Raw genomic sequence first — 24,885 nt, forward strand, 5'->3', positions numbered from 1 at the left:
GCCCCGAAGTCAAGCCCCAATCGCGGATCGTCGCGGAGCGGCGATGAACACCCTCGCTTCGTCCGAGGTGCACGCCCACGCTGGAACAGGCACGGAACCACCAAAGGCGACCACGCTGGAACTCGCACGGTGACCGAGCCGGCGAACTACCGCCCAGCAGGAGAAACGTTCAACAACCGCCCAGCCAACCCACGCGACCGCACGCTCAACTTCTTGGCCACCTCAGTCAACACACCAGCCGCAGCAGACTCCGGCACCGCCTGCACGATCGGCGTCCCAGAATCCCCGTTCTCCCGCAACCGAGGATCCAGCGGCACCTGCCCGAGCAACGGCACCTCAGACCCGATAGCCGTGGTCAGCGACGAGGCAACCGCAGCCCCACCACCGGACCCGAAGACCTCCATCCGAGACCCGTCCGGCATCTCCAGCCAGGACATGTTCTCGATGACCCCGGCAATCCGCTGCCGAGTCTGCAAAGCAATGGACCCAGCCCGCTCAGCCACCTCGGCAGCAGCAGTCTGAGGCGTCGTCACCACGAGGATCTCCGCGTTGGGCACCAACTGGGCCACGGAGATCGCAACGTCACCGGTGCCCGGCGGCAGGTCGAGCAGCAGAACGTCCAGGTCACCCCAGAACACGTCCGCGAGGAACTGCTGCAAAGCCCGGTGCAGCATCGGCCCGCGCCACACCACCGGCGTGTTGCCCGGCGTGAACATCCCGATCGAGATGACCTTCACGCCGTGCGCCTGAGGCGGCATGATCATCTTCTCGACCTGCGTGGGCCGGCCGTCCGCGCCGAGCATGCGCGGGATCGAGTGGCCGTAGATGTCGGCGTCCACGATGCCGACCGACAGGCCGCGGGCGGCCATCGCCACGGCCAGGTTCACGGTGACCGACGACTTGCCGACGCCGCCCTTGCCGGACGCCACGCAGTAGACGCGCGTCAACGAGCCGGGCTGGGCGAAGGGGATGACCGGTTCCTCGGTGCCGCCGCGCAGGGTCTTGCGCAGCTCGGTGCGCTGGGCGTCGCTCATGACGTCCAGGTCGACCCGCACGGAGGAGACGCCGTCCAGGGCCGAGACGGCCGCGGTGACGTCCTTGGTGATCTTGTCCCGCATCGGGCAGCCCGCGACCGTCAGGAAGATGCCGACCGCCACGACGCCGTCCGCGCCGACCTCGACGTCCTTGACCATGCCGATCTCGGTGATCGGGCGACGGATCTCGGGGTCCTGCACGCCGGAGAGCGCCTTGCGGACGTCCTCGACCGTGGGGAGGGGCTGCGTGGTGGTCACCGATCCATGCTACGTCCGGTTCGCGCCCCTCCTACCGGCCGGTCACTTTCCAGTGCAGGCCCAGGTCGTAGTGGGGACGGAGCTGTCCGTAACATCGACGCCCGTGCCGGAATCGGGTAGTTCCCGGTTGCCCACCCGTGTCGAGCTCGGGGTGTGGCGATCGTTCCTCCGCGCGCATGCACGGATCACGAGGGTCCTCGAGGCCGAACTGATTGCTGAGCAGCGCCTTTCGCTCGCGGCGTACGACGTGCTGGTTCAACTGGCCGAGACGCCTTCCATGCGCATGCGCATGACTGAACTGGCCGATGCCGTCCTGCTGTCCCGTTCTGGCGTGACCCGCCTGGTGGACCGCCTGGAACGCGCAGGCCTCGTCGGGCGCGAACGTGCCGACGGTGACGGACGCGGCATCGTGGCCGTGCTCACACCGCTCGGTGCCGAACGTCTGCGCAGCGCCTCCACCACCCACCTCGCGGGCGTGGCCGAGCACTTCGGGGAGAGCTTCGGCCCCGGCGAGCTCGAGGCCTTCGGCCGCACCTGCGACCGCCTGGCCGCGGACGACCTGTACCCGTGATCACGGTGGTGGGCCTGGTGCACGTCGAGGCTGGCCGCCTCCTCGTTGTGCGCTCACGCAACAAGAAGGCCTTCTACCTCCCCGGCGGCAAGATCGAGCCCGCCGAGACCTCCGTCGAAGCGCTTCGCCGGGAGGTCCGCGAGGAGCTCGGGGTCGAACTCGACCGGCCCGAGATCCTCAAGCGCTACGTCGCACCCGCGTACGGCGAGGGCGAAGGCGCGATCGTCGACATGACCTGCTTCACGGCACAGTTGCAGGCCACGCCTCGACCGTCCGGCGAGATCGCCGAGCTGACCTGGGTGACGCGCGACGAGTACCGCGCACACGCCGAGACCGCACCCGCGATCCACGACGTCTTGGACGACCTGGTCGCGAGCGGACAGGTCAGCGCCTGACTTTCAGGGCCTGATCTTCAGGGCCTGACCTTCTTCAGGTTGTTCTGCTCCTTCACGAGCTTCTCCAGCTCGCCCCGGATGAAGTCGCGTGTCGCCACCTCGCCGACCGCGAGCCGCAGCGCCGCCAGTTCCCGCGCCAGGAACTCCGTGTCCGCCTTGGTCTGCGCCGCCCGCGCCCGGTCCTCCTCCAGCGACACGCGGTCGCGGTCGTCCTGCCGGTTCTGCGCGAGCAGGATCAACGGCGCGGCGTAGGCGGCCTGGGTCGAGAAGGCCAGGTTGAGCAGGATGAACGGGTACGGGTCCCAGCGCAGCGACACCGCGACGAGGTTCGTCACGATCCACGCGACGACGATCAGCGTCTGCCAGAACAGGAACTTGCCGGTGCCGAGGAAGCGCGCGAGCCGTTCGGAGAACTGGCCGAACGCGTCCGGGTCGATCGACAGGCGGAAGCCGCGGGGTTCGCGCGGCTGGTCGAGTCTGCGCCGCGGCAGCAGTTCAGGCATGGCTCAGTCCCGTCTCGCGCCAGTTGTCCGGCAGCAGGTGGTCCAGCACGTCGTCGACGGTGACCGCGCCGAGCAGGTGCTCAGTCTCGTCGAGCACGGGGGCGCACACCAGGTTGTAGGTGGCGAAGTAGCGCGTCACGTCGCTCAGCGACGCCCCCGGTGACAGGTACGCCATGTCCGTGTCGAGGACGCCGGCCACGAGGTCGAACGGCGGTTCGCGCAGCAGGCGCTGGATGTGCACGCAGCCGAGGTAGCGGCCGGTCGGGGTCGCGGAGGGGGAGCGGCAGACGAAGACCATCGACGCCAGCGCCGGGGTGAGGTCGGGGTTTCGCACCCGTGCCAGCGCTTCCGCGATCGTCGCGTCCGGCGTGAGGATGATCGGTTCCGGGGTCATCAGGCCGCCGGCGGTGTCGAACGAGTACTCCAGCAACCGGCGGACCGGCGCGGACTCCTCCGGCTCCATCAGCTCGAGCAGCCGGTCCTTGGTGCCCTCGGCCAGCTCGCCCAGCAGGTCCGCCGCGTCGTCCGGGTTCATCGCCTCCAGGATGTCCGCGGCGCGTTCCTCGTCCAGGTGCGACAGGACGTCCTTCTGGTCCTCTTCGGACAGTTCTTCGATCACGTCCGCGAGCCGTTCGTCGTCCAGCGCGTCCGCGACCTCGTGGCGGCGCTTGGGCGGCAGCTCGTGCAGGGCGTGTGCGACGTCGGCCGCGCGCATGCCCTCGAACACGGCGACCAGCTGCTGCGCGCCCTGCGGCTGGCCCGCGATCTCGTTGACGCTCAGGCCGCCGACGTCCTCCCAGTTCCACACCTGCACCGGGCCCTTGAGGCTGAACCGGCCGGTGCGCCCGCGCCCGGCGACGCGGACCATGCGCCAGTCGCGGGTGCGGGTGAGCTCCATCGCGGCGTCCACGACGACCGCCGTGCCGCCGTCGTCGAGCTGGATCCTGGCGTCGAGCAGCTCGCCGATCACCAGCACCTCGTTGACGCGCTGGTGGAACGGCCGCAGGTTCACCGACCCGGTCGCGAGCGTCACGGCGTTCGGCTCGATCGAGGTGAGCCGCAGCATCGGCACGAAGATCCGCCGGCGCGTCACCAGCTCGACGACCATGCCGAGCACGCGCGGCGGTTGCCGGTCGATGCGGAGGCTGATCACGACGTCACGGGCCTTGCCGATGGGTTCGCCGTCGGGGCCGAACACGGGAAGCCCGGCCAGCTGAGCGATGAAGATCCGATTCACAGCCACCACACCGACCAGGCTAGATCAGGTGCGGGCCGCCCACCGGGCGATGTCGGCGCAGATCACCGCCAGGTCGCCGAGGTCCTCCTCCAGGCACCAGATCCAGTTGGCGACGGCCCGGTGCAGCGTCCAGTCGCGGGCCTTCGCGACGTCCAGCTCGCCCGCGTCGCAGACGGCGAGGAACCGGTCGGTGAGTCCCCTGGGGCCGTCCAGCTCGTCGAACCTGTTCCACAGCAACGGGATCACGCAGTACTCGGGGTCGCCGGACAACGGCTTCGGGTCGATCACCAGCCACGGTTCCCGGTCGCCCCGCAGCACGTTCTCGTAGTGCAGGTCCTCGTTGACGAGCGTCCTGCCCATCGGCCTGGTGCCAGCCTCGCGGGCGGCGTCGAGCAGGTCGCGCGGGACGGCCGGGTGGTCCCGCAGCGTGTTCCGGAAGCGGCGGATCTCCGCGGGGGCCTCGATCCCGCGGTGGCGGCGCAGCAGGTCGCCGATCACGCCGATCGCGAGGTCGATCGGTTCGTCGTCGAGCGAGTGCTGGTCGAGGCGTTCCAGCAGCAACGCGCCGAGCTCCTCGTCGTGGCCGAGCAGCTGGACGGCGCCGTTGCCGTCGTAGAGCCGGAGCGCCAGCGGCTCGTGCTCGGTCTCCTCGTCGACCCACGTCAGTTTGAGCACGGCCGGATGTCCGTCGGCGCGGCGGACCGGGAGGACCACGGCGCAGAAGCCGTGCATCAGCGGGCCGTCCGGGGTGAGCTGCCAGCGGGCGCACGCCTTGGTGGCGAGCGTCGGCAGCTTCGCGACCCACTCCGCGGCGCCGTCGCCGAGACCATCACCGAACCCGGCCGGCACCGTGATCATGCGCTGAACTCCAGGCGGTACACGGCTTCCCAGTCCGGCTTGGTGTTGAGGCGCGCGGTTTTCAACGCCTGCGTCGTCTCCTCGTCGGGCTCGGCCAGCTGGGCGGTGGCCTTCGCGTCGATCAGGTGCGAGTGCGTGGTGGGGGAGCGGACGGTGACGGTGACCTGGGCGCCGTCGGTCAGCGGCACCTCGGGTTCGGAGCCGCCGCTGATGACCCAGAGCGCGTCGTCGCGCCAGTGCGCGTGCACCAAACGCGGTTCGTGGCCGGGCGAGGTGATCCAGACGGCAGCCGCCTTCCGCAGCGCGGCGTCGAGTACGCGAGTGATCTCCACCGGTTCAGACTGCCAGGGTTTGTGAAACGGGACTCAGCGGATGTGCGGTCGGTGCCAGGCCATGCCACTGTGGCGCTCGTAGTTACCGGCCGGTACGAGGAGGTACTCCAGTGGTCGACCAGCAGCGTCCCCGCCGCTCGTGTCTGGCGGTGCCCGGCTCGAGCCAGAAGATGATCGACAAGGCGCGCACGCTGCCGGCGGACCAGGTGTTCCTGGACCTGGAGGACGCCTGCGCCCCGCTGGCCAAGCCGGACGCCCGCAAGACCATCGTCGCGTCGCTCAACGAGGGCGGCTGGGACGGCAAGGCCCGCGTCGTGCGCGTCAACGACTGGACGACGGAGTGGACCTACCGCGACGTCACCGAGGTCGTCGAGGGGGCCGGTGCGAACCTCGACTGCATCATGCTGCCGAAGGTCCAGACGCCGGAGCAGGTCGTGGCGCTCGACTTCCTGATCACCCAGATCGAGAAGACCATGGGCTACGAGGTCGGCAAGATCGGCATCGAGGCGCAGATCGAGAACGCCCTGGGCCTGAACAACGTCAACGCGATCGCCACCGCGTCCCCGCGCGTCGAGACGATCATCTTCGGCCCTGCGGACTTCATGGCGTCGATCAACATGAAGTCGCTCGTCGTCGGCGAGCAGCCGCCCGGTTACGACGTCGGCGACGCCTACCACTACATCCTGATGCGGATCCTGATGGCCGCGCGGGCCCACGACAAGCAGGCCATCGACGGTCCGTACCTGCAGATCCGCGACGTCGACGGCTACAAGCGGGTTGCCGGTCGTTCAGCGGCGCTGGGCTTCGACGGCAAGTGGGTGCTGCACCCCGGCCAGATCGAGGCGGCCAACGAGGTCTTCAGCCCGAAGCAGGACGACTACGACCACGCCGAGAACATCCTGGACGCCTACGAGTACTACACGTCCGAGGCGGGCGGGAAGCGCGGCGCGGTGATGCTCGGCGACGAGATGATCGACGAGGCGTCGCGCAAGATGGCGCTGGTGATCTCCGGCAAGGGGCGCGCGGCGGGCATGGCTCGCGCGAACGTGTGGACGCCGCCGGAGGACTAATTCTGTTACGGATTGTGCGTGAATTCACCCTGAAAATGACCGGACGTGTTCGACCGTCACGGGTTGCGATCAAAACGGGTGAGTAAACGCACAATCCGTCACCGAAGTTTGCGATCACGCCCCGGTGCGGGTGCATGCTCGTCGCATGTCACGTTCGAGTAACGGCAAGACGGGCAGACGCCTGCGGCTCTTCAAGCGCCGCGAGGACGACCTGCTCGAGCGCAGCTTCCGCAGCTGCCCCGGATGTCACGCCGACGTCCACGTGTTCGCCGACGTCTGCCGCCACTGCGGTGGCGCCCTGGACGTCGCCCTCGCGGGCTGAGGTCAGTAGGTCGACCCGTTCGCGGCCGCGATGAGCGCGATGACGATGAACGCCGCATAGGCCAGCCAGCCGGCGATGACGAGGTAGCCGACGATCAGACCGGCGACCGCCATGCCGTGCCCGTCCTCCTCGCCCCGCTTGATCTTCGCCATCGCGATGTGGCCGAAGATGACGCCGACGATCGACGTCACGCCACAGGTGACGAACCCGACGCACGACAGCACGAGGGCGAGGACCGCGTTCGTCTGCGGCTTGGGCGGGACGTAGCCGTAGCCGTAGCCCGGCTGTCCGTAGGGACCGGGCTGACCGTAGGCGCCCGGCTGGCCGTAGGGCTGCTGGGCGTACGGGTCGGGCTGGCCGTACGGGTCCTGCTTCGGGTTGTACGGGTCGTAGGTCATCGCTGGTCCCCCTAGGTGTGGTGAGCCGGGATCTTAAGCTCCACACCCTTCTTTCGTCGCGGACGGGTGCGCGATTACACCTGTCAGGAGTGCTGTTTCGGTACAGCTCCCGCGGGGCTGTTGCGGAGAGCACACCCCGGTCGCAAACGAGCGTTAACCGGTCCATACTCGCCGGTAACTCTTGCTTCGGAAGGGAAGTGCGATGGCGCGCCTCGCCCAGACAGCGGGTCTCACGGACATCCAGGAAGAAATCCTCGCGACCGTGCGCACGTTCGTGGACAAGGAGATCATCCCGCACGCCCAGACGCTGGAGCACGGCGACACGTACCCCGCCGACATCGTGGACGGCATGAAGGAGATGGGCCTCTTCGGCCTGACGATCCCGGAGGAGTTCGGCGGGCTCGGCGAGTCGCTGCTGACCTACGCGCTGGTGGTCGAGCAGATCGCGCGCGGCTGGATGAGCGTCTCCGGTGTCATCAACACCCACTTCATCGTGGCGCACATGCTCAAGCAGCACGGAACGCCCGAGCAGAAGCAGAAGTACCTGCCGCGCATGGCCGCCGGTGAGGTGCGCGGCTCGTTCTCCATGTCCGAGCCCGAGCTGGGGTCCGACGTCGCCGCGATCCGCACCAAGGCCGTCAAGGGCGCGAACGGCTACGCGATCAACGGCCAGAAGATGTGGCTGACCAACGGTGGCACGTCCAACCTGACCGCCGTGCTGGTGAAGACCGACGAGGGCGCCGAGAAGCCGCACCAGAACCTCACGACGTTCCTGGTCGAGAAGCCGGAGGGCTACGGCGAGGTCCTGCCGGGCCTCACGATCCCCGGCAAGATCGACAAGATGGGCTACAAGGGCATCGACACCACCGAGATGGTGTTCGACGGCTTCGAGATCGCCGAGGAGCAGGTCCTCGGCGGCGTCACGGGCCAGGGCTTCCGGCACATGATGGACGGCGTCGAGGTGGGCCGGGTGAACGTGGCCGCCCGTGCGTGCGGCATCGCGATCCGCGCGTTCGAGCTCGCCATCGAGTACTCGCAGCAGCGCAAGACCTTCGGCAAGGCCATCGCCGAGCACCAGGCCATCGCGTTCAAGCTCGCCGAGATGGCCACCAAGGTCGAGGCGGCGCACCTGATGATGGTCAACGCCGCGCGGCTGAAGGACTCCGGGCAGCGCAACGACGTCGAGGCCGGCATGGCCAAGCTCATCGCGTCGGAGTACTGCGCCGAGGTGACGCAGGAGGCGTTCCGCATCCACGGCGGCTACGGCTACTCCAAGGAGTACGAGATCGAGCGCCTGATGCGCGAGGCCCCGTTCCTGCTGATCGGCGAGGGCACGTCCGAGATCCAGAAGACGATCATCTCCCGCGGCCTGCTGCGCGACTACCGGACGCGGGGCTGACGGTTCCCCCGTTAGGGGCCAAAGATTCACGAGTCTGGCCCCTAACGGCAGGTCCTCGTGAGAAGTAAGGTTCGCTCACTTTGAGCACAGACCTGACCCTCCCGAGACCGGTGTCGCCGCCGCACGTGGTCCGTCTGGAGCTGGACACGTTCTCCGGCGTCGACCGGCCCGCGCTGGCGAGCTGGTTCGGCGCCCTGTTCACCGACCTGCTCGCGCCGTTGTGCCCGGCGTCGATCGAGGAGCTCGTGTCGGTGGCCCGCGGCTACCGCCCGTCGGACACGACGCCGTGGGGCCCGCCGGGGTACGCCCGCCTGCTGCTCTCCTCGGGTGAGTTCACCCCGTCGTCGTGGGCGGCCGCACTGGCCGACCTGCCGTCGTTCCTGCGCGTGCAGCTCGTCCAGCTCGACTCGCAGGGCCTGCCGCTGGTCGAGGACGGCTGGTCGGCGGAGATCCTGCTGAAGGACGACCCCGCGTTCCCGCACCAGGTCGTGGTGACGGCGTCGCGCTCCCTGTTCCGCGGCTGGATCTCCCTTGCCACACAACAGAACTGGCTGTCCGCGCTGCGCTCCGGCGCCGCGCTGGTGCGTGCCTGCGGCGGCTGGATGACGCTGGACCGCGCGGGCGTGCGGACCGCGCACGAGGTCGCCGTCGGAGTGGGGCTGGACGAGTCGTTGTTCATGGCGGCGGAACTGGCCCGCGGGCCGCACTGGGCGACGCTGCTCGGACCACGTCAAGTCGCTGCTTTGGGTGGTGTGCAAGAGGTCTGCGCCTCCGCACCGTGTTTCGCCGTGGAGCACCTCGGCGGCGGACGCATCCTCCTGCAGCTGACCGAGCACGTCGACGAGGTGCCGGACGACGCGGTGCAGAAGCTGGCCGAGTTCCTCGGACCCGTCCTGCACTGAGCTGAGCCGTTCTGCACCGAACGGTCATCGGTGGGACTCTGTCGTTCGTGAGGCCCTCGCTGAAAACCGACGTGCTCGTAGCCGTGGACACCGCCCTGCGCTCGACCGGGTTCGTCCGCCGCGGGCACGTCTGGCTGGAGGACCGCGGTGACGGCGTCGCCGGCTGGCTGGGGTTCGGCGTGGCCGGGTCGCTGGAGCTCACGCCGTTGGTGGGGGTGTGCTTCCGCCGGTACGACGAGGTGTGCCGCGCCCTGGGGGTCGGCATCCCGACGACGCCGGTGGTCTCGGTGCCATTGGGATTCCTGATGGGGGACAAGCCCGTCTGGCGGTGGGAGTTCAAAACGGGCGGCGACCACGCGCCTGCCGCCGCGTCGCTAGTGGCCGCGTTCGTGAAGTTCGGCAAGCCCTACGTCGACAAGAACGCGAAGTGGGACGCGGTCGCGAAGGACCTCGTTGCCAAGCCCGAGTCGTTGCTGGACTTCGACCGGGCGCGCAAGCTCGCGATCATCCACGTGCTCGGCGGGAACCGGAGCGCGGCTGTCGAGGTGCTGAAGAAGGAACGGGAGCGGATCGCGGACGAGGTGGACGCGTACGCGCGGTCCTACCGGGCCTTCGCCCAGCGGTTCGAGATCGCCTTCCCGGCCTAACCCGGCAAAACACCCGTAGGCGTCTCAGCACGGCGGACCGGGCTTTGGCAGGATGGAACGATCAGCGCGTCCGACAGAGGTGGTCCCTGTGACGAGTCCGTTCGCCGGCCCGAACCGACCCGGTGTCCCGCCCCGCCTGCCCACCCCGCCCACCGGGTGGCCGGTCGGCTCGTACGCCACGTACGAGGAGGCGCAGCGCGCCGTCGACTTCCTCGCGGTGGAGGACTTCCCGGTGCAGGACATCACCGTCGTCGGGGTCGACCTCATGCTCGTCGAACGGGTCACGGGCAAGCTCACGTGGGGCCGCGTGCTCATGACCGGTGCCGCGAGCGGCGCGTGGTTCGGTCTCTTCGTCGGCCTGCTGCTCACCCTCTTCAGCCCGGAGGCCGGCATCACGGCCGGGCCGGTGCTGACCGGTCTGATCACCGGTGTGTTCTTCGGACTCGTGTTCGCCGCGGTAGGGTACATGTCGGCGCGCGGCAGGCGGGACTTCCAGTCCGCCTCCCAGCTCGTCGCGGGCAGGTACGACGTCCTGTGCCACCCGAAGTCGGCCGAGAAGGGTCGTGACCTGCTCGCGAAGCTCGCGATGCGGCCGGTGAACCCGGGTTCTTGAGGTTCCTTTGAGGCCATTGGTTCTGAATCGTTGCTTCCCTTGGTTGCGGCAGGTGATCACCGGGCCTAGGTTCGGTTGACCGGTCCGCCCGGTGCGGCCGGTGGCACGACGAGGTGCCCGGCGCTGCGGTCTGGCTCCTCCGTGCAGTCGGGAAGGAGGCTGGGCCGATGGGTGCGAAACGGCGCTATCGGGCCGCCGCCGGCGTGGGGGCCGCATTGCTCGCGGCGTCCACGATCACGGCGTGCGGCTCGGACGGCGGCGGGATCACCGTCAACGTCTACAAATATCCGCAGGAGAACTTCCAGGCCGTCGTGGACAACTGCAACGCGAAGGCCGGCGGACGCTACAAGATCGTGTACAACAAGCTCCCGCGTGAAGCGGACGGTCAGCGCGAGCAGATGGTGCGCAGACTCGCGGCAGAGGACGACAGCATGGACGTCCTCGGGCTCGACGTCACGTGGACCGCGGAGCTCGCCAAGGCCGGGTGGATCAAGGAGTTCACCGGCACGGCGAAGTCGCAGGTGTCGGAGGGCACGCTGCCGGCTCCGCTCGCGACGGCGACCTACGAGGACAAGCTGTACGGAGCACCGGACAACACCAACGTCCAGCTGCTCTGGTACCGCTCCGACCTCGTGCCGACGCCGCCGAAGACGTGGGACGAGATGATCTCCATGGCCGAGGCGCTGGTGGCGGAGGGGAAGCCCGGCCAGATCGTGGCGCAGGGCAAGCAGTACGAAGGGCTCGTCGTGCTGTACAACACCCTCGTCAACTCGAACGGCGGCAAGATCCTCGACGAGAACGGCACCAAGGCCATCGTCGACGACAAGGCCGTCGAAGCGCTGGCGGCGCTGAAGAAGCTCGCCACGTCCAAGGCGATCGACCCGTCGTTCTCCAACGCGGCCGAGGACAACGCGCGCCTCGCCATGGAGAACGGCAACGCGGCGTTCCAGCTCAACTGGCCGTACGTCTACGCGGCGGCGCAGAAGAAGCCGGACTTCGCGAAGAACTTCAAGTGGGCGCCGTACCCCGCGCTCAGCGGTGACACCGCCAAGGTCACCGTCGGCGGGATCAACTACGCCGTCAGCAACTACACCAGGCACAGCGAAGAGTCGTTCGACGCCGTGTTGTGCTTGCGCAGCGCGGAGAACCAGAAGCTCGCCGCGATCAAGGACGGTGTGCCGCCGACCATCAGGGACGTCTACGACGAGCCCGAGATGGCCGAGGCGTACCCGATGCGCGACGACATCAAGAAGACGCTCGAGAACGCGAGCGCACGGCCGGCCACGCCCGCGTACCAGAACGTGTCGACCGTGATCTCCACGATCCTGTCGCCGCCCGCGAGCATCGACCCGCAGGCGACGGCGGACCGGCTGCGCAAGGAACTGCAGGACGCTCTCGACTCCAAGGGAGTGCTGCCGTGAGCCAGACGACGACCGAGGACGCGACGGCCACCGGAGCCACACCGGCACCCGTCGCCACGAAGAAGAAGGCCGCGCTGAGCGAGGGCAAGCGGGCCGAGCGCAGGCTCGGCTGGCTGCTCTGCGCACCCGCCGCCATCACCATGATCGCGGTGACGGGCTGGCCGATCCTCTACTCGCTGCTGCTGTCGATGCAGAGGTTCGACCTCAAGTTCCCCGACCGGACCGAGTGGATCTGGTTCGACAACTACGTCACCGTGCTCAGCAGCCCGTACTGGTGGAACGCGGTGTGGGTGACGGTCGTGCTGACCGTCGTCACCGTCGCGATCGAACTGGTGCTGGGCATGTCGCTCGCGCTGATCATGCACCGGGCGCTCGTCGGCCGGGGCATCGTCCGCACGACGACGCTGATCCCGTACGGCATCGTCACCGTCGTGGCCGCGTTCTCCTGGCGCTTCGCCTGGACGCCCGGCACCGGCTACCTCGCCGAGGCGCTCGGCGGCGACCCCGTGCTGACGGAGAAGGTCCCCGCGCTGATCGTCGTGAGCATCGCGGAGATCTGGAAGACCACGCCGTTCATGGCCCTGCTGCTGATGGCCGGTCTGGCCCTCGTGCCGGACGACCTGCTCAAGGCCGCCGCGATGGACGGCGCGTCCGGCTGGCAGCGGTTCATCAGGATCACCGTGCCGATCATGAAGCCGGCGATCCTGGTGGCGCTGCTGTTCCGCACGCTCGACGCGTTCCGCATCTTCGACAACCTCTTCGTGCTCACCGCGGGCTCGCAGGGCACGTCGTCGGTGTCGATGCTGACCTACAACAACCTGATCAAGGGCTTGAACCTCGGTATCGGATCCACGATGTCCGTGCTGATCTTCATCATGGTCGCGATCATCGCGTTCGTGTTCATCAAGCTCTTCGGCACCGCTGCCCCCGGCAGTGACGACGGGGGGAAGCGCTGATGGCTGGCATCGGAGGAGCGGAGACCACCGGCAAGAAGGTCGGCTGGGGTGTCCTCAACGCGGTCGTCGTGATCTACGCGCTGTTCCCGGTGCTGTGGATCGTGTCGCTGTCGTTCAAGTCGTCCGCCACGCTCGCGGACGGCAACTTCATCCCGCGCGAGTGGAGCCTGGAGAACTACCAGAACATCTTCTCCACGTCCGAGTTCACGCGGGCTCTGATCAACTCCATCGGCATCGCGATCATCGCGACCGCGATCGCCGTGGTGTTCGGCACGATGGCCGCCTACGCCATCGCGCGGCTCGACTTCCCCGGCAAGAACCTGCTGGTGGGCGTCTCGCTGCTGATCGCGATGTTCCCGCAGGTCTCGCTGGTGTCCCCGCTGTTCGAGATCGAGCGCTCGCTCGGCCTCTTCGACACGTGGCCCGGCCTGATCCTGCCGTACATCACGTTCGCGCTGCCGCTCGCGATCTACACCCTGTCGGCGTTCTTCCGCGAGATCCCCTGGGAGCTCGAGAAGGCGGCCAAGATGGACGGTGCGACGCCGGGGCAGGCGTTCCGTCGCGTCATCGCGCCGCTCGCCGCGCCGGGCGTGTTCACGACGGCGATCCTGGTGTTCATCTTCTGCTGGAACGACTTCCTGTTCGCGATCTCGCTCACCTCGACCGAGCAGTCGCGGACCGTGCCGGTGGCGCTGTCGTTCTTCACCGGCAGCTCGCAGTTCGAGGACCCGGCCGGGTCGATCGCGGCGGCCGCCGTGGTCATCACCATCCCGATCATCCTCTTCGTGTTGTTCTTCCAGCGCCGGATCGTCGCCGGCCTGACCTCCGGCGCCGTCAAGGGGTGAGTTGACCAATGGCAGAGATCGTTCTGGACAAGGTGACCAAGAGGTACCCCGACGGTGCCCTGGCCGTGCAGGAGGTCAACCTGGAGATCGCCGACGGCGAGTTCATCATCCTGGTCGGACCGTCCGGCTGCGGGAAGTCCACCACGCTCAACATGATCGCGGGCCTGGAGGACATCACCGACGGCGAGCTGCGCATCGGCGGGCAGCGCGTCAACGAGAAGGCGCCCAAGGACCGGGACATCGCGATGGTGTTCCAGTCCTACGCCCTCTACCCGCACATGACGGTGAAGGAGAACATGGCCTTCCCGCTGCGGCTGGCCAAGGTCGACAACGCCACGGTCGAGAAGAAGGTCAAGGAGGCCGCGGAGATCCTCGACCTCGCGCAGCACCTCGACCGCAAGCCGTCCAACCTGTCCGGTGGCCAGCGGCAGCGCGTGGCGATGGGCCGCGCGATCGTGCGCAGCCCCAAGGCGTTCCTCATGGACGAGCCGCTGTCCAACCTGGACGCCAAGCTCCGCGTGCAGATGCGCACCTCGGTGTCGCGCCTGCAGAAGCAGCTCGGCACGACCACGGTGTACGTGACGCACGACCAGACCGAGGCGATGACCCTCGGCGACCGGGTCGTGGTCATGCGCGGCGGTGTCGTGCAGCAGATCGGCGCGCCGCAGTTCCTCTACGACAACCCGGCCAACCTCTTCGTCGCGGGCTTCATCGGCTCGCCGTCGATGAACTTCGTGCCGGCGACGCTGGAGAACGGCGCGCTGCGGTCGGTGATCGGCGACGTCACGCTGACGGACCGGGTGCGCCGGCTGGTCGAGTCCGCGGACGCGCCCCGCGAGGTGATCATGGGCATCCGCCCGGAGCACTTCGAGGACGCGGAACTGGTCGACGCGGCCGCGTTGTCGGCCGGCGGCAAGTTCACGTCGCAAGTGGACGTTCTCGAGTCGATGGGCTCCGACAAGTACGCCTACTTCAACCTCACGGGCGAGCAGGCGGCGTCGGCGGAGCTCCAGGAGCTCGCGGCGGACGCGGGGTCGGACGACGTGCCGGGTGACGGCATCTCGCTGGTGACGCGCCTGTCGTCGGCGTCCGGCGCGGTCGAGGGCGCTTCGTCGGAGATCTGGTTCGACGCCGACAAGGTGCAGCTCTTCGACCCGTCGAGCGGAAAGAACCTGACGTACACGGAACGGTGAATTCTCGTTAAAGAACGGGCCGTCTTCCCTCGGGAAGGCGGCCCGTTCGTGTCACTCGATCGGATTAGGACCAAAGCCTCCGGTCCACATGGGCCGATCAGTCGGGGCCAACTGCCGGGCCGAACTCGTTCGGCCATTGGGCGCTCGGCAGCGTCATCTCATCGAAACCATGTACTACGCCGCAACGTTGCGTCCGCACGCTTGTCCCAGGCGGGTGCAGAGCCACAGGGGGGTTCCGAACCGCCGCCGAGTGAGGAAAGAGAGCGTGCAATGGGGATCCTGGACGGCAAAGCGGTCGTCATCACCGGGGGCGGCCGAGGTCTCGGCGAAGCCTATGCGATGCACGCGGCCCTCGCGGGTGCGTCGGTGGTGGTCAACGACAACGATGGTGACCTGGCAGAACGGGTCGCGGAACACATCAGGGGCTACGGCGGCCGCGCCGTGGCCTCGAACCACACGGTCGCCGATCCCAGCGAGGCGGCCAAGATCGTGGACCTGTGCGTCGACGAGTTCGGCCGCGTCGACGGCCTCGTGAACAACGCGGGGCTGAACTACGAGACCGCGCCGTGGGAAGACGATCCCGAGACCATCAAGCACGTGGTCGAGGTGAACGTCCTGGGCGTCATCTACGTCGGAATCGCGGCGATGCGGGCGATGCGCGCCACCGGTGGTGGCTCGATCATCAACATTTCCTCGGGCGCCTCCTTCGGCCAGCGGAAACTCGCCACCTATTCGGCGACGAAGGGCGCCGTGGCGTCGTTGAGCTACTCCTGGGCGCTCGACCTCGAGTCGGAAGGAATTCGCGTGAACGCCGTGTGCCCCGTGGCGCACACGCGGATGGTGTGGAAGTCGGAACGTTCCCTGCGCGCCATTCCCGCGGACCGGACGCCGGGCAAGGTGGCACCGCTGGTGCTGTTCCTGCTCTCCGACCGCGCGGAGGGCATCACCGGCCAGGTCATCCGCTGTAACGGCCGTCAGCTCCACATCGTGGGGCAGCCGTACTTCAAGCAGCCGATCCTGGAGAGCGACAACTGGGACACCGCTTCCGTGGAGCGGGCGTTCACGGGCGTCCTGCAGGCCCACCTCGAGCCGTACGGGTTGGAGAAGAGGATGCCTCCCCGGCTCCGTGCGCTGGTGGAGCCGTCGCAGACCGCCTGAGCCCGCAAGGGGAAAGGGGAGGCGTCGCCACGCCCTGGGCGGCGCCTCCCGCTCTGCTGTCGACCTGCGGCCACTGTCGTCGAGTTCGTGGATCCACTGACCGGGGGAGATGCGCGGGAAGTGTGGGATCCGGACGCACGGACGTGGCGCTGAGTCCTCACCGCCAGGCCGGGTACGCCGGCGCCACCTCCGCGTACCGCTCGGACCAGTTCGGCAGCACGCCCTCGTCGAGGTGCGCATCAAGGCGGTCGAAGAACGCGTGCGTGCCCGGTGCGAACCCCAGCGCGTTGCGTTCGGACAGTCCGGTGTGGGTGAAGGTCAGCAGGGTGGCGTCGCCGTCCGCCCTGAGCTCGTAGCGCACGACGCTGTCCTCGACGATCCGTTGCCGCCACTCGTGTTCGAAGACCGCGTGGCCGTTCTCCGGTGGCTGCCAGGTGAGGATGCGGCCGGTGACCCGCTTGGCCTCCGGTGGGGCGGGCGGGTCGTCCGGCTCGACGACGATGGTGTCGTCGGCGATGTGCGTGGTGCCGAGCCAGGCCCCGCGTTCCTCCGGGTCGGTGATCGCGGCCCAGACGCGGTCGATGGGGAACTTCAGCCTGCGCTCGAAGGTCAGGACCGCGTGGGTGCCGGTCGGGGTGACGGTGCCGAGGTCGGTCACTGGTTCTCCAGGTGCTGCTCGAGTGCTGCCAGGTGGTCGCGCCAGTAGCGGCGGTACGGGGTGATCCAGTCGTCGACGCGCCGCAGGCCGTCGGGCCGGAGCGCGTAGATGCGGCGCTGCCCGTCCGGGCGCACCTCGACCAGGCCGGTCTCCCGCAGGATGCGCAGGTGGCGGGAGACGGCGGGCTGCGTCAGCGCGGGCAGGCTGTCGACGAGCTCGCCCGCGGTGCGCTCCCGTTCGGCCAGCAGACCGAGCAGGTGGCGGCGGTTCGGTTCGGCCACGGCTTCGAAGACGTCCACCCCGCTTGCATAACTTGTCGCGTATATAAGCGCAAGTGGATATGAGAGTTCTGAACGCGTTTGCGCACGTCACACGGATGGCTCCGGAAAATGTCAGGGGTGCCTGTCACCATCGGGACATGGCCGAACGTAGACCCAGAGTCACCGACTGGCGACTCGTCGTGCAGTCCCGGTTGGACCGGGTCCGCGCGGATCTGGCTGCGCTCGGCCCGTCCGACCCGGTCGATCCCGAGGGCGACGTGTGGCGCCGCACCGCCGAGGAGCGGGCGGCGGTGGTGGAGGCGATGCTGAGCGACCGCGAGCCGTGGTGGCGCACGGTGCCGTCGTGGTGGTCGGGCTGGTACATCGAACGGGCCTGGCGCGCCCTGCACGAGGCCGAGGTGGCGACGATCTCGGCCGAGCGCGGGTTCCTCGGCCGGCTGCCGGGCCTGCAGGCACGCGTGGCGCAGTACCTGGACGACGACGATCCGCGCCGCCGTGCCCTGGAGGCGTTGCGGCCGGGGGAGTTCACGCCCGCGGTCGAACGCGCGATCGTCGTGGACGCGCTGAGGGCGGCCTACGACAACTCGGACTTCGCCCACGCGGGCTCGCGGGCGTTGCGCAACAAGCTGATCGCGGCCTCGCTGGTGCTGTTCGTGATCAACACGGTGCTGGGCGTCGTCGGCATCGTGAAGCCCGGCATCATCCCGCTCTGCGTGGACCCGAAGGAGAACGCGCTGCCGACGGTGTGCCCCGGCGGCACGACGAAGGCGTCCGGGGTGGACGTCTGGCTGGTGCAGGTGCTCGGCGCGTTCGGTGCCGTGCTGGCGGCGGTGGTGCTGCTCTTACGCCGCCGGCCATCGCTCTCGCCGTACGTGATGATCGGCTACCAGGCGCTGATCAAGATCATGCTCGGTGCGGCACTGGCGGTGGTCGGCATCCTGGCGCTGGGAGCAGGCGTGACGAGCGGGCTGATTGGCATCCCGTCCGCCGCGGCGCTGCTGTTGTGGTCGGTCATCTTCGGCTACGCGCAGCAGATCGGCACCCGGCTGCTCGACAAGTACACGGACGAGGTCCTGGACCAGGCCCGCCCCTTGCCGGAGGCGGACGGAGTTCGGGTGGCACCTCGGTAGTTTCGACCGTTCGTCGATCGGCGAACGGTCGAAACGCCCCTGGGCTTCACCGCGTTTGCACGCTTTTCGCGGTCTCGCCTACCCGCTAAACGGTGCATACACAGGATGGTTGACAACAGTGGTCACCGGGTGCCGGTGACGTCCTCCGGAGCGGGTTCAACCGCTGGACTTGTCGGCAGAGCTGCTCTTCGCGGCAACGGAAGCCGCCACTGGTAGACGTGCTTTGCGATGTCCGGCAGGTCACACGGCTTGGCGCGTTTCGTGAACTCGCGCACCGTGAGGTACCTGAACGCGGCTGTTCCAACGCCTGAGAGAGCCACGGCTGCGGCGGCGATGATCTCGACCACAATCGAGGGCCCTTTCGCCTCGTCTGGTCGAGGAGGCAGTGCCTCAGCTCGACCAGTGCGTTCACTGGTTCGAACCGAGGTCGGCCTTGGCAGCAGGGGCCTCGCACTCCGCCAAGGGGAACCAGGCGGGCGAGAAGGCGAACTCAGGTAGAAGTGCTCGTGGATCCTGCGGTGCTCTCGGGCGCTGTAAGCCCGGTCCTCCCCACTCCTCGGAACAGGCCGACAACTCTGCCGTGCTGCCAGCCTCGCCTTTGATGATACCTGAGTGGTGGCCGTTGACGGGCGAATCTTCGGCCACGGCAAAGGCTTACGCCTGGGACGACCTAACCGCGCCGCCCGTGCGTCTCCTCCCGCACCGCGTTGATCACCTCGGCGTCCCACCGGTGCGTCCTGATCAACCGGTACCGCTCCGCCGCCACCCACATGTACGCCTCGGTCTCGGTCCGGTCCCCGACCATGTCCGCCTGCCGCAGCATCGCCACGACGGGCTTGTACTCGTCGGCGTACCACCGCCGCGCGATCTCCGAGCGGTCCAGGAACGACCCGGTGTCCTGCATCAGCCGGAACCCCCAGGCCTCGACGTGCTCACCGAGCTCGGCGTAGTCCCAGGGATCGGAGAGCACGACCGCCGCACGGGCCTCGCCGCTCAACGGCACGCGGTCCAGGAACAGGCGCCGGTAGTCCTTCACGATCAGGTCGCCGCGATACCGGATGCCGGACGAGTTGATCCGCGTGACCACCTGCGTCACGTAGGCGTCGATCACCGACAGGCCCAGGGCGTGCGCCACCGAGACGCGGTGGTGGCCGTCGATGATGAAGTGCAGCTCGCCGACGCGGTAGACCTCGATCGGCGGCACGGTCTCGCCCCGGCGCGCGGCCAGGGCCAGGCGTTGCCAGCGTTCGCGGACGCGGCCGGAGGTGGGACGGAAGCGGCGGTCGAAGTCGCGGGTGCGGTCGACGCTGCCCACGATCGAGTCCAGCCGGATCGACTGCAGGCCCAGTCGTTTCTCGGACACCATGCCCAGTGCCTCCACGACCTCGTGGAACGGCAGCATGATGTTCACGTCGTCCGGCTCGCGGCGCAGCCAGGCCGCCAGGCGCGACATCACCTGGCGGCGGCGGGCTCGCAGGAAGTCGTTCTCGGCGTCGGCCACGGGGAAACCGGTGTCACGTCTCATCGCGACCTCCCGAGATGTCCAGGACCTTCTGCGGAACCACGTTGATCACGCGGGTCGAGCCCAGCACGCGGTCGGGGCGCGGCACGCCGTGCGGGTGGATGTGGCCGTGCAGCAGGAACGACGGCCGCAACCGCGACACCAGGCCGTGCAGGCACTCGAACCCCCGGTGCGGGGCGTCGGGTTCGTCACCGCACCCCGACGGTGGCGAGTGGGTCAGCAGCACGTCCACGCCACGTCCGTCCCGCAGCCTGCGCCACCCCGCCAGCCGGGACACCCGGCGGGCTCGGCGGGCCTGCTGCCGTTCCGTCCACTGGTTCGGGCCCTTGTTGTAGCGGATCGAACCACCGAGGCCCGCGATGCGCAGGCCGGCGACGTCGACCACGCGTTCGTCGGCGTTGACCGCTCCGGCCGGGCCCGGCCAGCGCACCGGCACGCCTGACCTGGTCCACAGACCGCGCACGTTCGAGTAGCCCGACAGGTCGGTGTCGTGGTTGCCGGGGACGAACACCAGCGGTTTCTCCAGCGCGTCGGCCAGGAACGCCAGGTAGTCGAACGGCAGGTCGCCCGCCGCGAGCACGAGGTCCACGTCGATCGCCTGCACCTGGGAGGTCCACAGCTGTTCGACGACCTCGTCCGCCACCGCGAGCACCCGTACCATTCCAGCAGCGTAATGAGGTTCTTCCCGGATGACGCGGGACAGTTCGCCCACTAGCGTCGATGCCGTGCTTGCCGAGCTGTTCGCCGCGGCCGCCCACGGCTGCCGCGACCGCAGTCCGCTGACCCAGCGACTCCTGGACGACGCCGCGGCCGACCTCACCCGCGGCGGCGTCACCGCCGCGATCATGGCGGGCTCCGAACGCGACCGGCACGGCACCGTGCCCGGCCTGCGGTTCGCGGGCGCCGTGCACCGGCTCGTGCTCGAAGGCCGTGCGCCGGACCTCGCGCAGCACTACCCGACCGTCGGCGGACAGCCCCACCTGCCGACGTTGTGGCAGGACGCGCTGCCCGCCCTGCACACCCACGCCGACCTGCTCAGACGCCGGGTCCAGGCCACCGTCGTGCAGACCAACGAACCCGGCCGCAGCGCGCCCCTCTACGGCGGCCTGCTGGTCGCCGCGCAGGAGGCGGCGAGGGCGGCGGAGAGGACCGTGCCGTTCTGCGTCCGGCTGCTGGAGGTCGGCGCGAGCGGCGGGCTCAACCTGCGCCCGCACCACGTCGGCTACCGGCTGGAGGACCGGGTCCTCGGCGACCCCGGCAGCCCTCTCGTCCTCGACCCCGAGTGGACCGGCAGGCCGCCCGCCGACCTCGCCCACCGGCTGCGCGTAGTCGGACGGGCCGGCTGCGACCTCCACCCGGTCGACGTGTCCACTGAGGACGGACGGCTGCACCTGAGCTCGTTCGTCTGGGCGGACCAGGTGCGGCGGTGGAACCGGCTGCGCGACGCGCTCGACCTCGCCGCGACCGACCCGGTGAAGGTCGAGCAGTCGCCCGGCCCGGAATGGCTCGCGAAGCAGCTGGCCCGCGCCGAACGCGACGTGCTGACCGTCGTGTGGCATTCCGTCGTGTGGCAGTACGTCTCGCCGGCCGACCGCGCGATGGGCAGGGCCGTGCTGGCGGACGCGGCGATGAAGGCGACGCGCACGAGTCCGTTGGCACTGCTGGTCTTCGAGCCCCGCCGCGTCGACGATCCGGACGTCGGGTACCGGTTCGAGCTGCTGCTCAAGCTCTGGCCCGCCGGGATCTCGCTGAACCTCGGGCACGGCGCCGGCCACGGCACGCCGTTCACCTGGGACGTCACCCCGTGGGAGTGACCACCGGGTTCACCACGAACCGCCCGTCCTGCACCTCGACGGGCAGCCGGAACTCCGCGCGGGTGCCGGCGTGCGTGTACTCGACGACGACGGCACCGTCGCGGTAGGAGCCGCGCTCCACCTGCGCGGCCTGGAGGTGCTCGACGGTCGACTTCGCGACGTCCTCGCCGCCGAGCGCGAGCATCGGCTGCAACCGGTGGAAGTCGTGCGCGCGCAACGCGTTCGTCACCTCCGCGGCCAGCTCGTCCGGCGACGGCTTGCCCGGCTCCGGCCAGGAGGCGATCGACACGAACACCATCAGCAGCCAGCCCACGGCGAACACCATGATCCAGAACCGCAGGTTGGTCAGCCGGCGGCGCACGTCAGGGCGTTCCGCTGATCAGCACGAAGACGGTGGTGATCCAGCAGAGCAGGAACGCGAGGATCCAGAAGCGGATGTTGGTGAGCAGTCTGGTCATGACAAACCTCTTCTACAACAACAAAGCGAACGAAATCGGAACTAGAGCCAGCGATTTCGGCGCAATATTCGGTAGAGGGTCAGGCAGGCCACGAGGACCAGGCTCATGATCAGCGGATAGCCGAACTTCCAGCGCAGCTCGGGCATGTAGTCGAAGTTCATGCCGTACACGCCGACGACCATGGTGGGCACGGAGATGATCGCGACCCACGAGGTGATCTTGCGCATGTCGGTGTTCTGCTGCAGCGTGATCTTCGCGAGCGTCGCGTCGACCAGCGTCGTCAGCAGCTCGTCGAACGCCGTGACGCGCTCGGCCACCTCGGTGAGGTGGTCGTCGACGTCGCGGAAGAACGCCCGCACCTGCTCGGGGATGAGCGGCGTGTAGCCCTCCGCCAGGCGGCGCAACGGGTTCGCGAGCGGCATGACCGCGCGGCGCAGCTCCACGACCTCGCGCTTGAACATGTAGATCTGCTCCGCGCTCACCTCGGTGCGCGGCGCGAAGACCCGTTCCTCCATGCGGTCGATGTCGTCCTCGACGTGGTCGGTGACCTCGAGGTAGTTGTCGACCACCTGGTCGGCGATCGCGTGCATCACCGCGGCGGGACCGATCTCCAGGCGCTCCGGGTCGTCCTCCAGCACGTGGCGCAGCTTGGAGAGCCCGGAGTGGTTGCCGTGCCGCACGGTGATGACGAAGTCCTTGCCCAGGAACACCATGATCTCGCCGGACTCGACGATCTCGTTGGCGGTGTCGGGCGACTCGTTGGTCACGTAGCGGACGGTCTTGAAGACCATGAAGAGCGTGTTGTCGTAGCGCTCCAGCTTCGGGCGCTGGTGCGCGTGCACCGCGTCCTCGACGGCGAGCTCGTGCAGCCCGAACGTCTCGGCGATGCCCTCGATCTGCTCGGCGTCGGGCTCGTGCAGGCCGATCCAGACGAAGCCGTCCTTGCGCTTGCGCACCTCTTTGACGGCGTCGGTGTGCGTCCACCGGCCGGGCAGGCGCTTGCCGTCGACGTACACGGCGCAGTCGACCACGTAGTGCGACAACGGAACGGGAACGTGCGGGACGTGCCCTGCGGGGCCGCGCTGGTTTCCTCGTCCGCGGATCGAGGGCAGGCTGGGCATGGTGAGTTCCTCCAGGTACACGCCGACGTGAGGTGCAGATGCACGACGGGCGCCCTGACCGGGAAGCTCAACCGTTCCAGAACGGGCTAGAGGGCCACCTCGGTGAGGACGCGCTTGGTACTGGCAGGGTGGGGGTCCTTGCTCATTTAGGGGTCCTCACCTCCTCGGGGCGAAGTCACTGGTGGTGGAAATCCTCACACACCGGTTGCCGAGGGTACTCCCTCCGTGTGAAGACTGTCTCCCCACCCGGGACAGATCTCGATCACACGTAGTTGGAGGCGCGGTGCAGTTCGGTCGGTACTACGAGGAGTTCGAGGTCGGCGCGGTCTACAAGCACTGGCCGGGCAAGACGGTGACGGAGTACGACGACCACCTGTTCTGCCTGCTCACCATGAACCACCACCCGCTCCACATGGACGTGAACTACGCGGAGAACACGACGGACTTCGGCAAGAACGTCGTCGTCGGCAACTACATCTACTCGTTGCTGCTCGGCATGTCCGTGCCCGACGTCTCCGGCAAGGCGATAGCGAACCTCGAGATCGAGTCGCTGCGGCACGTGAAGCCGACGTTCCACGGTGACACGATCTACGGTGAGACCGAGGTGCTCGACAAGACGCCGTCCAAGTCCAAGGACGACAGGGGCGTCGTCTACGTGGAGACTCGCGGCTACAAGCAGGACGGCACGGTCGTGTGCATCTTCAGGCGCAAGGTCATGGTGCCGAAGCAGTCCTACGGCGAGGCCCGCGGTGGCGAGCAGCCGGGGCGCCCTGAACCCAAGGAGTGAAGTGACTTCTCTGGACCTCGCACAAAGCCGACTGCGCGCGTTCGCGGAGGAGGCCGCGGCCACCTCGCCGCTCTACGGGCACCTGGCGTCGCGTGCCGCCGAGGATCCGGAGGTCGCCGACCTGCTGACCGCCGCCGGTGAGGACGCCGCCACGGGCGAGCTCCTGCTGGCGGCGGCGCATCGGCTCGTGCAGGCCGAACCGTTCCACCAGCTGTCGAACTACTACCCGTCGCTCGGCGGCACCTACGGCGCGGACGAGAGCACCTGGCCGTTGTTCCGCGACTTCCTGCTGGAACGCGCGGACCGCGTGCGGGCGCTCGTCGCTTCGCAGGTGATCCAGACCAACGAGGTGCGGCGCGCGGCCCTGCTCTACCCGGCGGTCGCCGCCGCGGCGAAGCAGGCGGGCGGGCCGATCGGGCTCGTGGAGGTCGCGACGACGGCGGGCCTGCTGCTCGGGCTCGACCAGTACTCCTACCGCTACCAGACCGCGGAGGCAGGTCAGGTCGTCGCCGGGCCCGCCAAGGCCGCGCTGGGCCTGCACTGCGCGCTGGAGCTCGCGCCCGGCGCCGTGCTACCGAAGCTGCCGAAGACGGTCAAGGTGGCCGCGAAGGCTGGCATCGGCGTCGCGCCCGCCGACCTGGCCGACGAGGACGCGTACGCGTGGCTGGAGGCCTGCGTGTGGGCGGACCAGCCGGAGAAGCTGCGCCTGTTCGGCGTGGCCGCCGGGGTGCTGCGCAAGAACCCGCCGCGGCTGGTGGCCGGCGACCCGGTCGCGGACCTCGCCAAGGCGGTCGAGCCGATCGAGGCGCCGATCGTCGTCATCACGAGCGGCTCCGGGCTCGACCTCGTGCCTGCTTTGTCTGCTTTGGGCAGGTCAGCGTGGTGGGCGGCGCACGAGGACGGTGAGCTGCGGTTGGTCCAAGTGCGTGAATCCGAGGTCTCGACGACCGTTCTCGCGACCACCGAGGCCCACGGGCAACGTCTCGTTTGGCGCTGAGCGGC

The 24,885-nt window shown here is 68.7% G+C and carries 29 protein-coding genes; 17 read left to right on the top strand and 12 right to left on the bottom strand.

Annotated elements, in window-relative coordinates; all coding sequences use genetic code 11:
* Window positions 1-146: 146 nt before the first annotated feature.
* Entirely contained in the window at window positions 147-1,292 is a 1,146-nt protein-coding gene (locus tag ACFWV3_RS37945; protein WP_382418760.1) for an Mrp/NBP35 family ATP-binding protein, read from the bottom strand.
* A 103-nt stretch (window positions 1,293-1,395) separates the two neighbouring features.
* On the opposite strand from ACFWV3_RS37945, the gene ACFWV3_RS37950 reads away from it, so the two are divergent.
* The gene (locus ACFWV3_RS37950; protein ID WP_382418844.1) at window positions 1,396-1,863 is read left to right on the top strand and encodes a MarR family winged helix-turn-helix transcriptional regulator; all 468 of its coding nucleotides are present in this window, start codon (window positions 1,396-1,398) and stop codon (window positions 1,861-1,863) included.
* Window positions 1,860-2,258: an NUDIX domain-containing protein gene (locus tag ACFWV3_RS37955; protein ID WP_382418761.1), complete on the top strand. Its 399-nt coding sequence runs from the start codon at window positions 1,860-1,862 to the stop codon at window positions 2,256-2,258. Before ACFWV3_RS37950 ends, ACFWV3_RS37955 begins: the two co-directional genes overlap by 4 nt.
* 17 nt (window positions 2,259-2,275) lie before the next feature.
* Here ACFWV3_RS37955 and ACFWV3_RS37960 read toward each other — a convergent pair whose 3' ends face one another.
* Genes ACFWV3_RS37960 through ACFWV3_RS37975 form a run of 4 tightly spaced genes read right to left on the bottom strand, consistent with a single transcriptional unit; the run spans window position 2,276 to window position 5,188 of the window.
* Complete coding sequence (locus ACFWV3_RS37960; protein ID WP_382418762.1) at window positions 2,276-2,761, bottom strand: DUF1003 domain-containing protein; 486 nt, start codon at window positions 2,759-2,761, stop codon at window positions 2,276-2,278.
* On the bottom strand, window positions 2,754-4,007 hold the full coding sequence (locus ACFWV3_RS37965) for a magnesium transporter MgtE N-terminal domain-containing protein (protein WP_382418763.1): 1,254 nt from the start codon (window positions 4,005-4,007) through the stop codon (window positions 2,754-2,756). The genes ACFWV3_RS37960 and ACFWV3_RS37965 overlap by 8 nt, the downstream gene beginning before the upstream one ends.
* A 15-nt stretch (window positions 4,008-4,022) precedes the next feature.
* A complete protein-coding gene (locus ACFWV3_RS37970; RefSeq protein WP_382418764.1) occupies window positions 4,023-4,856 on the bottom strand; it encodes an aminoglycoside phosphotransferase family protein in 834 nt (277 codons plus the stop codon).
* Window positions 4,853-5,188: a hypothetical protein gene (locus tag ACFWV3_RS37975; protein ID WP_382418765.1), complete on the bottom strand. Its 336-nt coding sequence runs from the start codon at window positions 5,186-5,188 to the stop codon at window positions 4,853-4,855. Before ACFWV3_RS37975 ends, ACFWV3_RS37970 begins: the two co-directional genes overlap by 4 nt.
* Before the next feature lie 110 nt (window positions 5,189-5,298).
* Here ACFWV3_RS37975 and ACFWV3_RS37980 point away from each other — a divergent pair, with 110 nt between their 5' ends.
* Both ACFWV3_RS37980 and ACFWV3_RS37985 read left to right on the top strand, forming a co-directional pair.
* On the top strand, window positions 5,299-6,258 hold the full coding sequence (locus tag ACFWV3_RS37980) for an HpcH/HpaI aldolase/citrate lyase family protein (protein WP_382418766.1): 960 nt from the start codon (window positions 5,299-5,301) through the stop codon (window positions 6,256-6,258).
* Between the two features lie 145 nt (window positions 6,259-6,403).
* On the top strand, window positions 6,404-6,580 hold the full coding sequence (locus tag ACFWV3_RS37985; RefSeq protein ID WP_382418767.1) for a hypothetical protein: 177 nt from the start codon (window positions 6,404-6,406) through the stop codon (window positions 6,578-6,580).
* A gap of 2 nt (window positions 6,581-6,582) precedes the next feature.
* On the opposite strand, the gene ACFWV3_RS37990 is transcribed toward ACFWV3_RS37985, so the two are convergent.
* Window positions 6,583-6,978 (bottom strand): DUF4190 domain-containing protein, encoded by a 396-nt coding sequence (locus ACFWV3_RS37990; protein ID WP_382418768.1) that lies wholly within the window; start codon window positions 6,976-6,978, stop codon window positions 6,583-6,585.
* 202 nt (window positions 6,979-7,180) lie between these two features.
* Here ACFWV3_RS37990 and ACFWV3_RS37995 point away from each other — a divergent pair, with 202 nt between their 5' ends.
* The 9 genes from ACFWV3_RS37995 (at window position 7,181) to ACFWV3_RS38035 (ending at window position 16,112) form a co-directional block, all read left to right on the top strand.
* Window positions 7,181-8,377, top strand: coding sequence for an acyl-CoA dehydrogenase family protein (locus ACFWV3_RS37995; RefSeq protein ID WP_382418769.1), 1,197 nt, complete (start codon window positions 7,181-7,183; stop codon window positions 8,375-8,377).
* A gap of 80 nt (window positions 8,378-8,457) precedes the next feature.
* The gene (locus tag ACFWV3_RS38000) at window positions 8,458-9,279 is read left to right on the top strand and encodes a hypothetical protein (protein WP_382418770.1); all 822 of its coding nucleotides are present in this window, start codon (window positions 8,458-8,460) and stop codon (window positions 9,277-9,279) included.
* A gap of 47 nt (window positions 9,280-9,326) precedes the next feature.
* Window positions 9,327-9,926, top strand: a complete 600-nt coding sequence (locus tag ACFWV3_RS38005; protein ID WP_382418771.1) for a hypothetical protein — start codon at window positions 9,327-9,329, stop codon at window positions 9,924-9,926.
* 52 nt (window positions 9,927-9,978) lie between these two features.
* Window positions 9,979-10,539, top strand: coding sequence for a general stress protein (locus ACFWV3_RS38010; RefSeq protein WP_382418772.1), 561 nt, complete (start codon window positions 9,979-9,981; stop codon window positions 10,537-10,539).
* 167 nt (window positions 10,540-10,706) lie between these two features.
* On the top strand, window positions 10,707-11,960 hold the full coding sequence (locus tag ACFWV3_RS38015) for an ABC transporter substrate-binding protein (protein ID WP_382418773.1): 1,254 nt from the start codon (window positions 10,707-10,709) through the stop codon (window positions 11,958-11,960).
* Window positions 11,957-12,916 carry a carbohydrate ABC transporter permease gene (locus tag ACFWV3_RS38020; RefSeq protein ID WP_382418774.1) on the top strand — a complete coding sequence of 320 codons (960 nt, stop codon included), beginning with the start codon at window positions 11,957-11,959 and terminating at the stop codon, window positions 12,914-12,916. Before ACFWV3_RS38015 ends, ACFWV3_RS38020 begins: the two co-directional genes overlap by 4 nt.
* Window positions 12,916-13,761: a carbohydrate ABC transporter permease gene (locus ACFWV3_RS38025; protein WP_382418775.1), complete on the top strand. Its 846-nt coding sequence runs from the start codon at window positions 12,916-12,918 to the stop codon at window positions 13,759-13,761. The genes ACFWV3_RS38020 and ACFWV3_RS38025 overlap by 1 nt, the downstream gene beginning before the upstream one ends.
* A gap of 8 nt (window positions 13,762-13,769) precedes the next feature.
* The gene (locus ACFWV3_RS38030; protein ID WP_382418776.1) at window positions 13,770-14,954 is read left to right on the top strand and encodes an ABC transporter ATP-binding protein; all 1,185 of its coding nucleotides are present in this window, start codon (window positions 13,770-13,772) and stop codon (window positions 14,952-14,954) included.
* A gap of 270 nt (window positions 14,955-15,224) precedes the next feature.
* Window positions 15,225-16,112: an SDR family NAD(P)-dependent oxidoreductase gene (locus ACFWV3_RS38035; RefSeq protein WP_382418777.1), complete on the top strand. Its 888-nt coding sequence runs from the start codon at window positions 15,225-15,227 to the stop codon at window positions 16,110-16,112.
* 157 nt (window positions 16,113-16,269) lie between these two features.
* Here ACFWV3_RS38035 and ACFWV3_RS38040 read toward each other — a convergent pair whose 3' ends face one another.
* A complete protein-coding gene (locus ACFWV3_RS38040; protein WP_382418778.1) occupies window positions 16,270-16,770 on the bottom strand; it encodes an SRPBCC domain-containing protein in 501 nt (166 codons plus the stop codon).
* Complete coding sequence (locus ACFWV3_RS38045; RefSeq protein ID WP_382418779.1) at window positions 16,767-17,069, bottom strand: ArsR/SmtB family transcription factor; 303 nt, start codon at window positions 17,067-17,069, stop codon at window positions 16,767-16,769. The genes ACFWV3_RS38040 and ACFWV3_RS38045 overlap by 4 nt, the downstream gene beginning before the upstream one ends.
* A gap of 119 nt (window positions 17,070-17,188) precedes the next feature.
* On the opposite strand from ACFWV3_RS38045, the gene ACFWV3_RS38050 reads away from it, so the two are divergent.
* The gene (locus ACFWV3_RS38050; RefSeq protein WP_382418780.1) at window positions 17,189-18,181 is read left to right on the top strand and encodes a hypothetical protein; all 993 of its coding nucleotides are present in this window, start codon (window positions 17,189-17,191) and stop codon (window positions 18,179-18,181) included.
* Between the two features lie 670 nt (window positions 18,182-18,851).
* On the opposite strand, the gene ACFWV3_RS38055 is transcribed toward ACFWV3_RS38050, so the two are convergent.
* Both ACFWV3_RS38055 and ACFWV3_RS38060 read right to left on the bottom strand, forming a co-directional pair.
* Window positions 18,852-19,706, bottom strand: a complete 855-nt coding sequence (locus ACFWV3_RS38055) for a chromosome partitioning protein ParB (protein ID WP_382418781.1) — start codon at window positions 19,704-19,706, stop codon at window positions 18,852-18,854.
* The gene (locus tag ACFWV3_RS38060; RefSeq protein WP_382418782.1) at window positions 19,696-20,364 is read right to left on the bottom strand and encodes a metallophosphoesterase; all 669 of its coding nucleotides are present in this window, start codon (window positions 20,362-20,364) and stop codon (window positions 19,696-19,698) included. Before ACFWV3_RS38060 ends, ACFWV3_RS38055 begins: the two co-directional genes overlap by 11 nt.
* 64 nt (window positions 20,365-20,428) lie before the next feature.
* On the opposite strand from ACFWV3_RS38060, the gene ACFWV3_RS38065 reads away from it, so the two are divergent.
* The gene (locus ACFWV3_RS38065; RefSeq protein ID WP_382418783.1) at window positions 20,429-21,517 is read left to right on the top strand and encodes a DUF2332 domain-containing protein; all 1,089 of its coding nucleotides are present in this window, start codon (window positions 20,429-20,431) and stop codon (window positions 21,515-21,517) included.
* Here the strand turns inward: ACFWV3_RS38065 and ACFWV3_RS38070 are convergent.
* Both ACFWV3_RS38070 and corA read right to left on the bottom strand, forming a co-directional pair.
* Window positions 21,501-21,878: a hypothetical protein gene (locus tag ACFWV3_RS38070; protein ID WP_382418784.1), complete on the bottom strand. Its 378-nt coding sequence runs from the start codon at window positions 21,876-21,878 to the stop codon at window positions 21,501-21,503. The genes ACFWV3_RS38065 and ACFWV3_RS38070 overlap by 17 nt on opposite strands.
* A gap of 138 nt (window positions 21,879-22,016) precedes the next feature.
* Entirely contained in the window at window positions 22,017-23,096 is a 1,080-nt protein-coding gene (gene corA, locus ACFWV3_RS38075; RefSeq protein ID WP_382418785.1) for a magnesium/cobalt transporter CorA, read from the bottom strand.
* 283 nt (window positions 23,097-23,379) lie between these two features.
* Here corA and ACFWV3_RS38080 point away from each other — a divergent pair, with 283 nt between their 5' ends.
* Window positions 23,380-23,883 (top strand): MaoC family dehydratase, encoded by a 504-nt coding sequence (locus tag ACFWV3_RS38080; protein WP_090099673.1) that lies wholly within the window; start codon window positions 23,380-23,382, stop codon window positions 23,881-23,883.
* A gap of 1 nt (window position 23,884) precedes the next feature.
* Window positions 23,885-24,880, top strand: coding sequence for a DUF2332 domain-containing protein (locus ACFWV3_RS38085; protein ID WP_382418786.1), 996 nt, complete (start codon window positions 23,885-23,887; stop codon window positions 24,878-24,880).
* Window positions 24,881-24,885: the final 5 nt, after the last annotated feature.

Source organism: Lentzea sp. NPDC059081 (assembly GCF_042738015.1).
Taxonomy (GTDB): domain Bacteria; phylum Actinomycetota; class Actinomycetes; order Mycobacteriales; family Pseudonocardiaceae; genus Lentzea.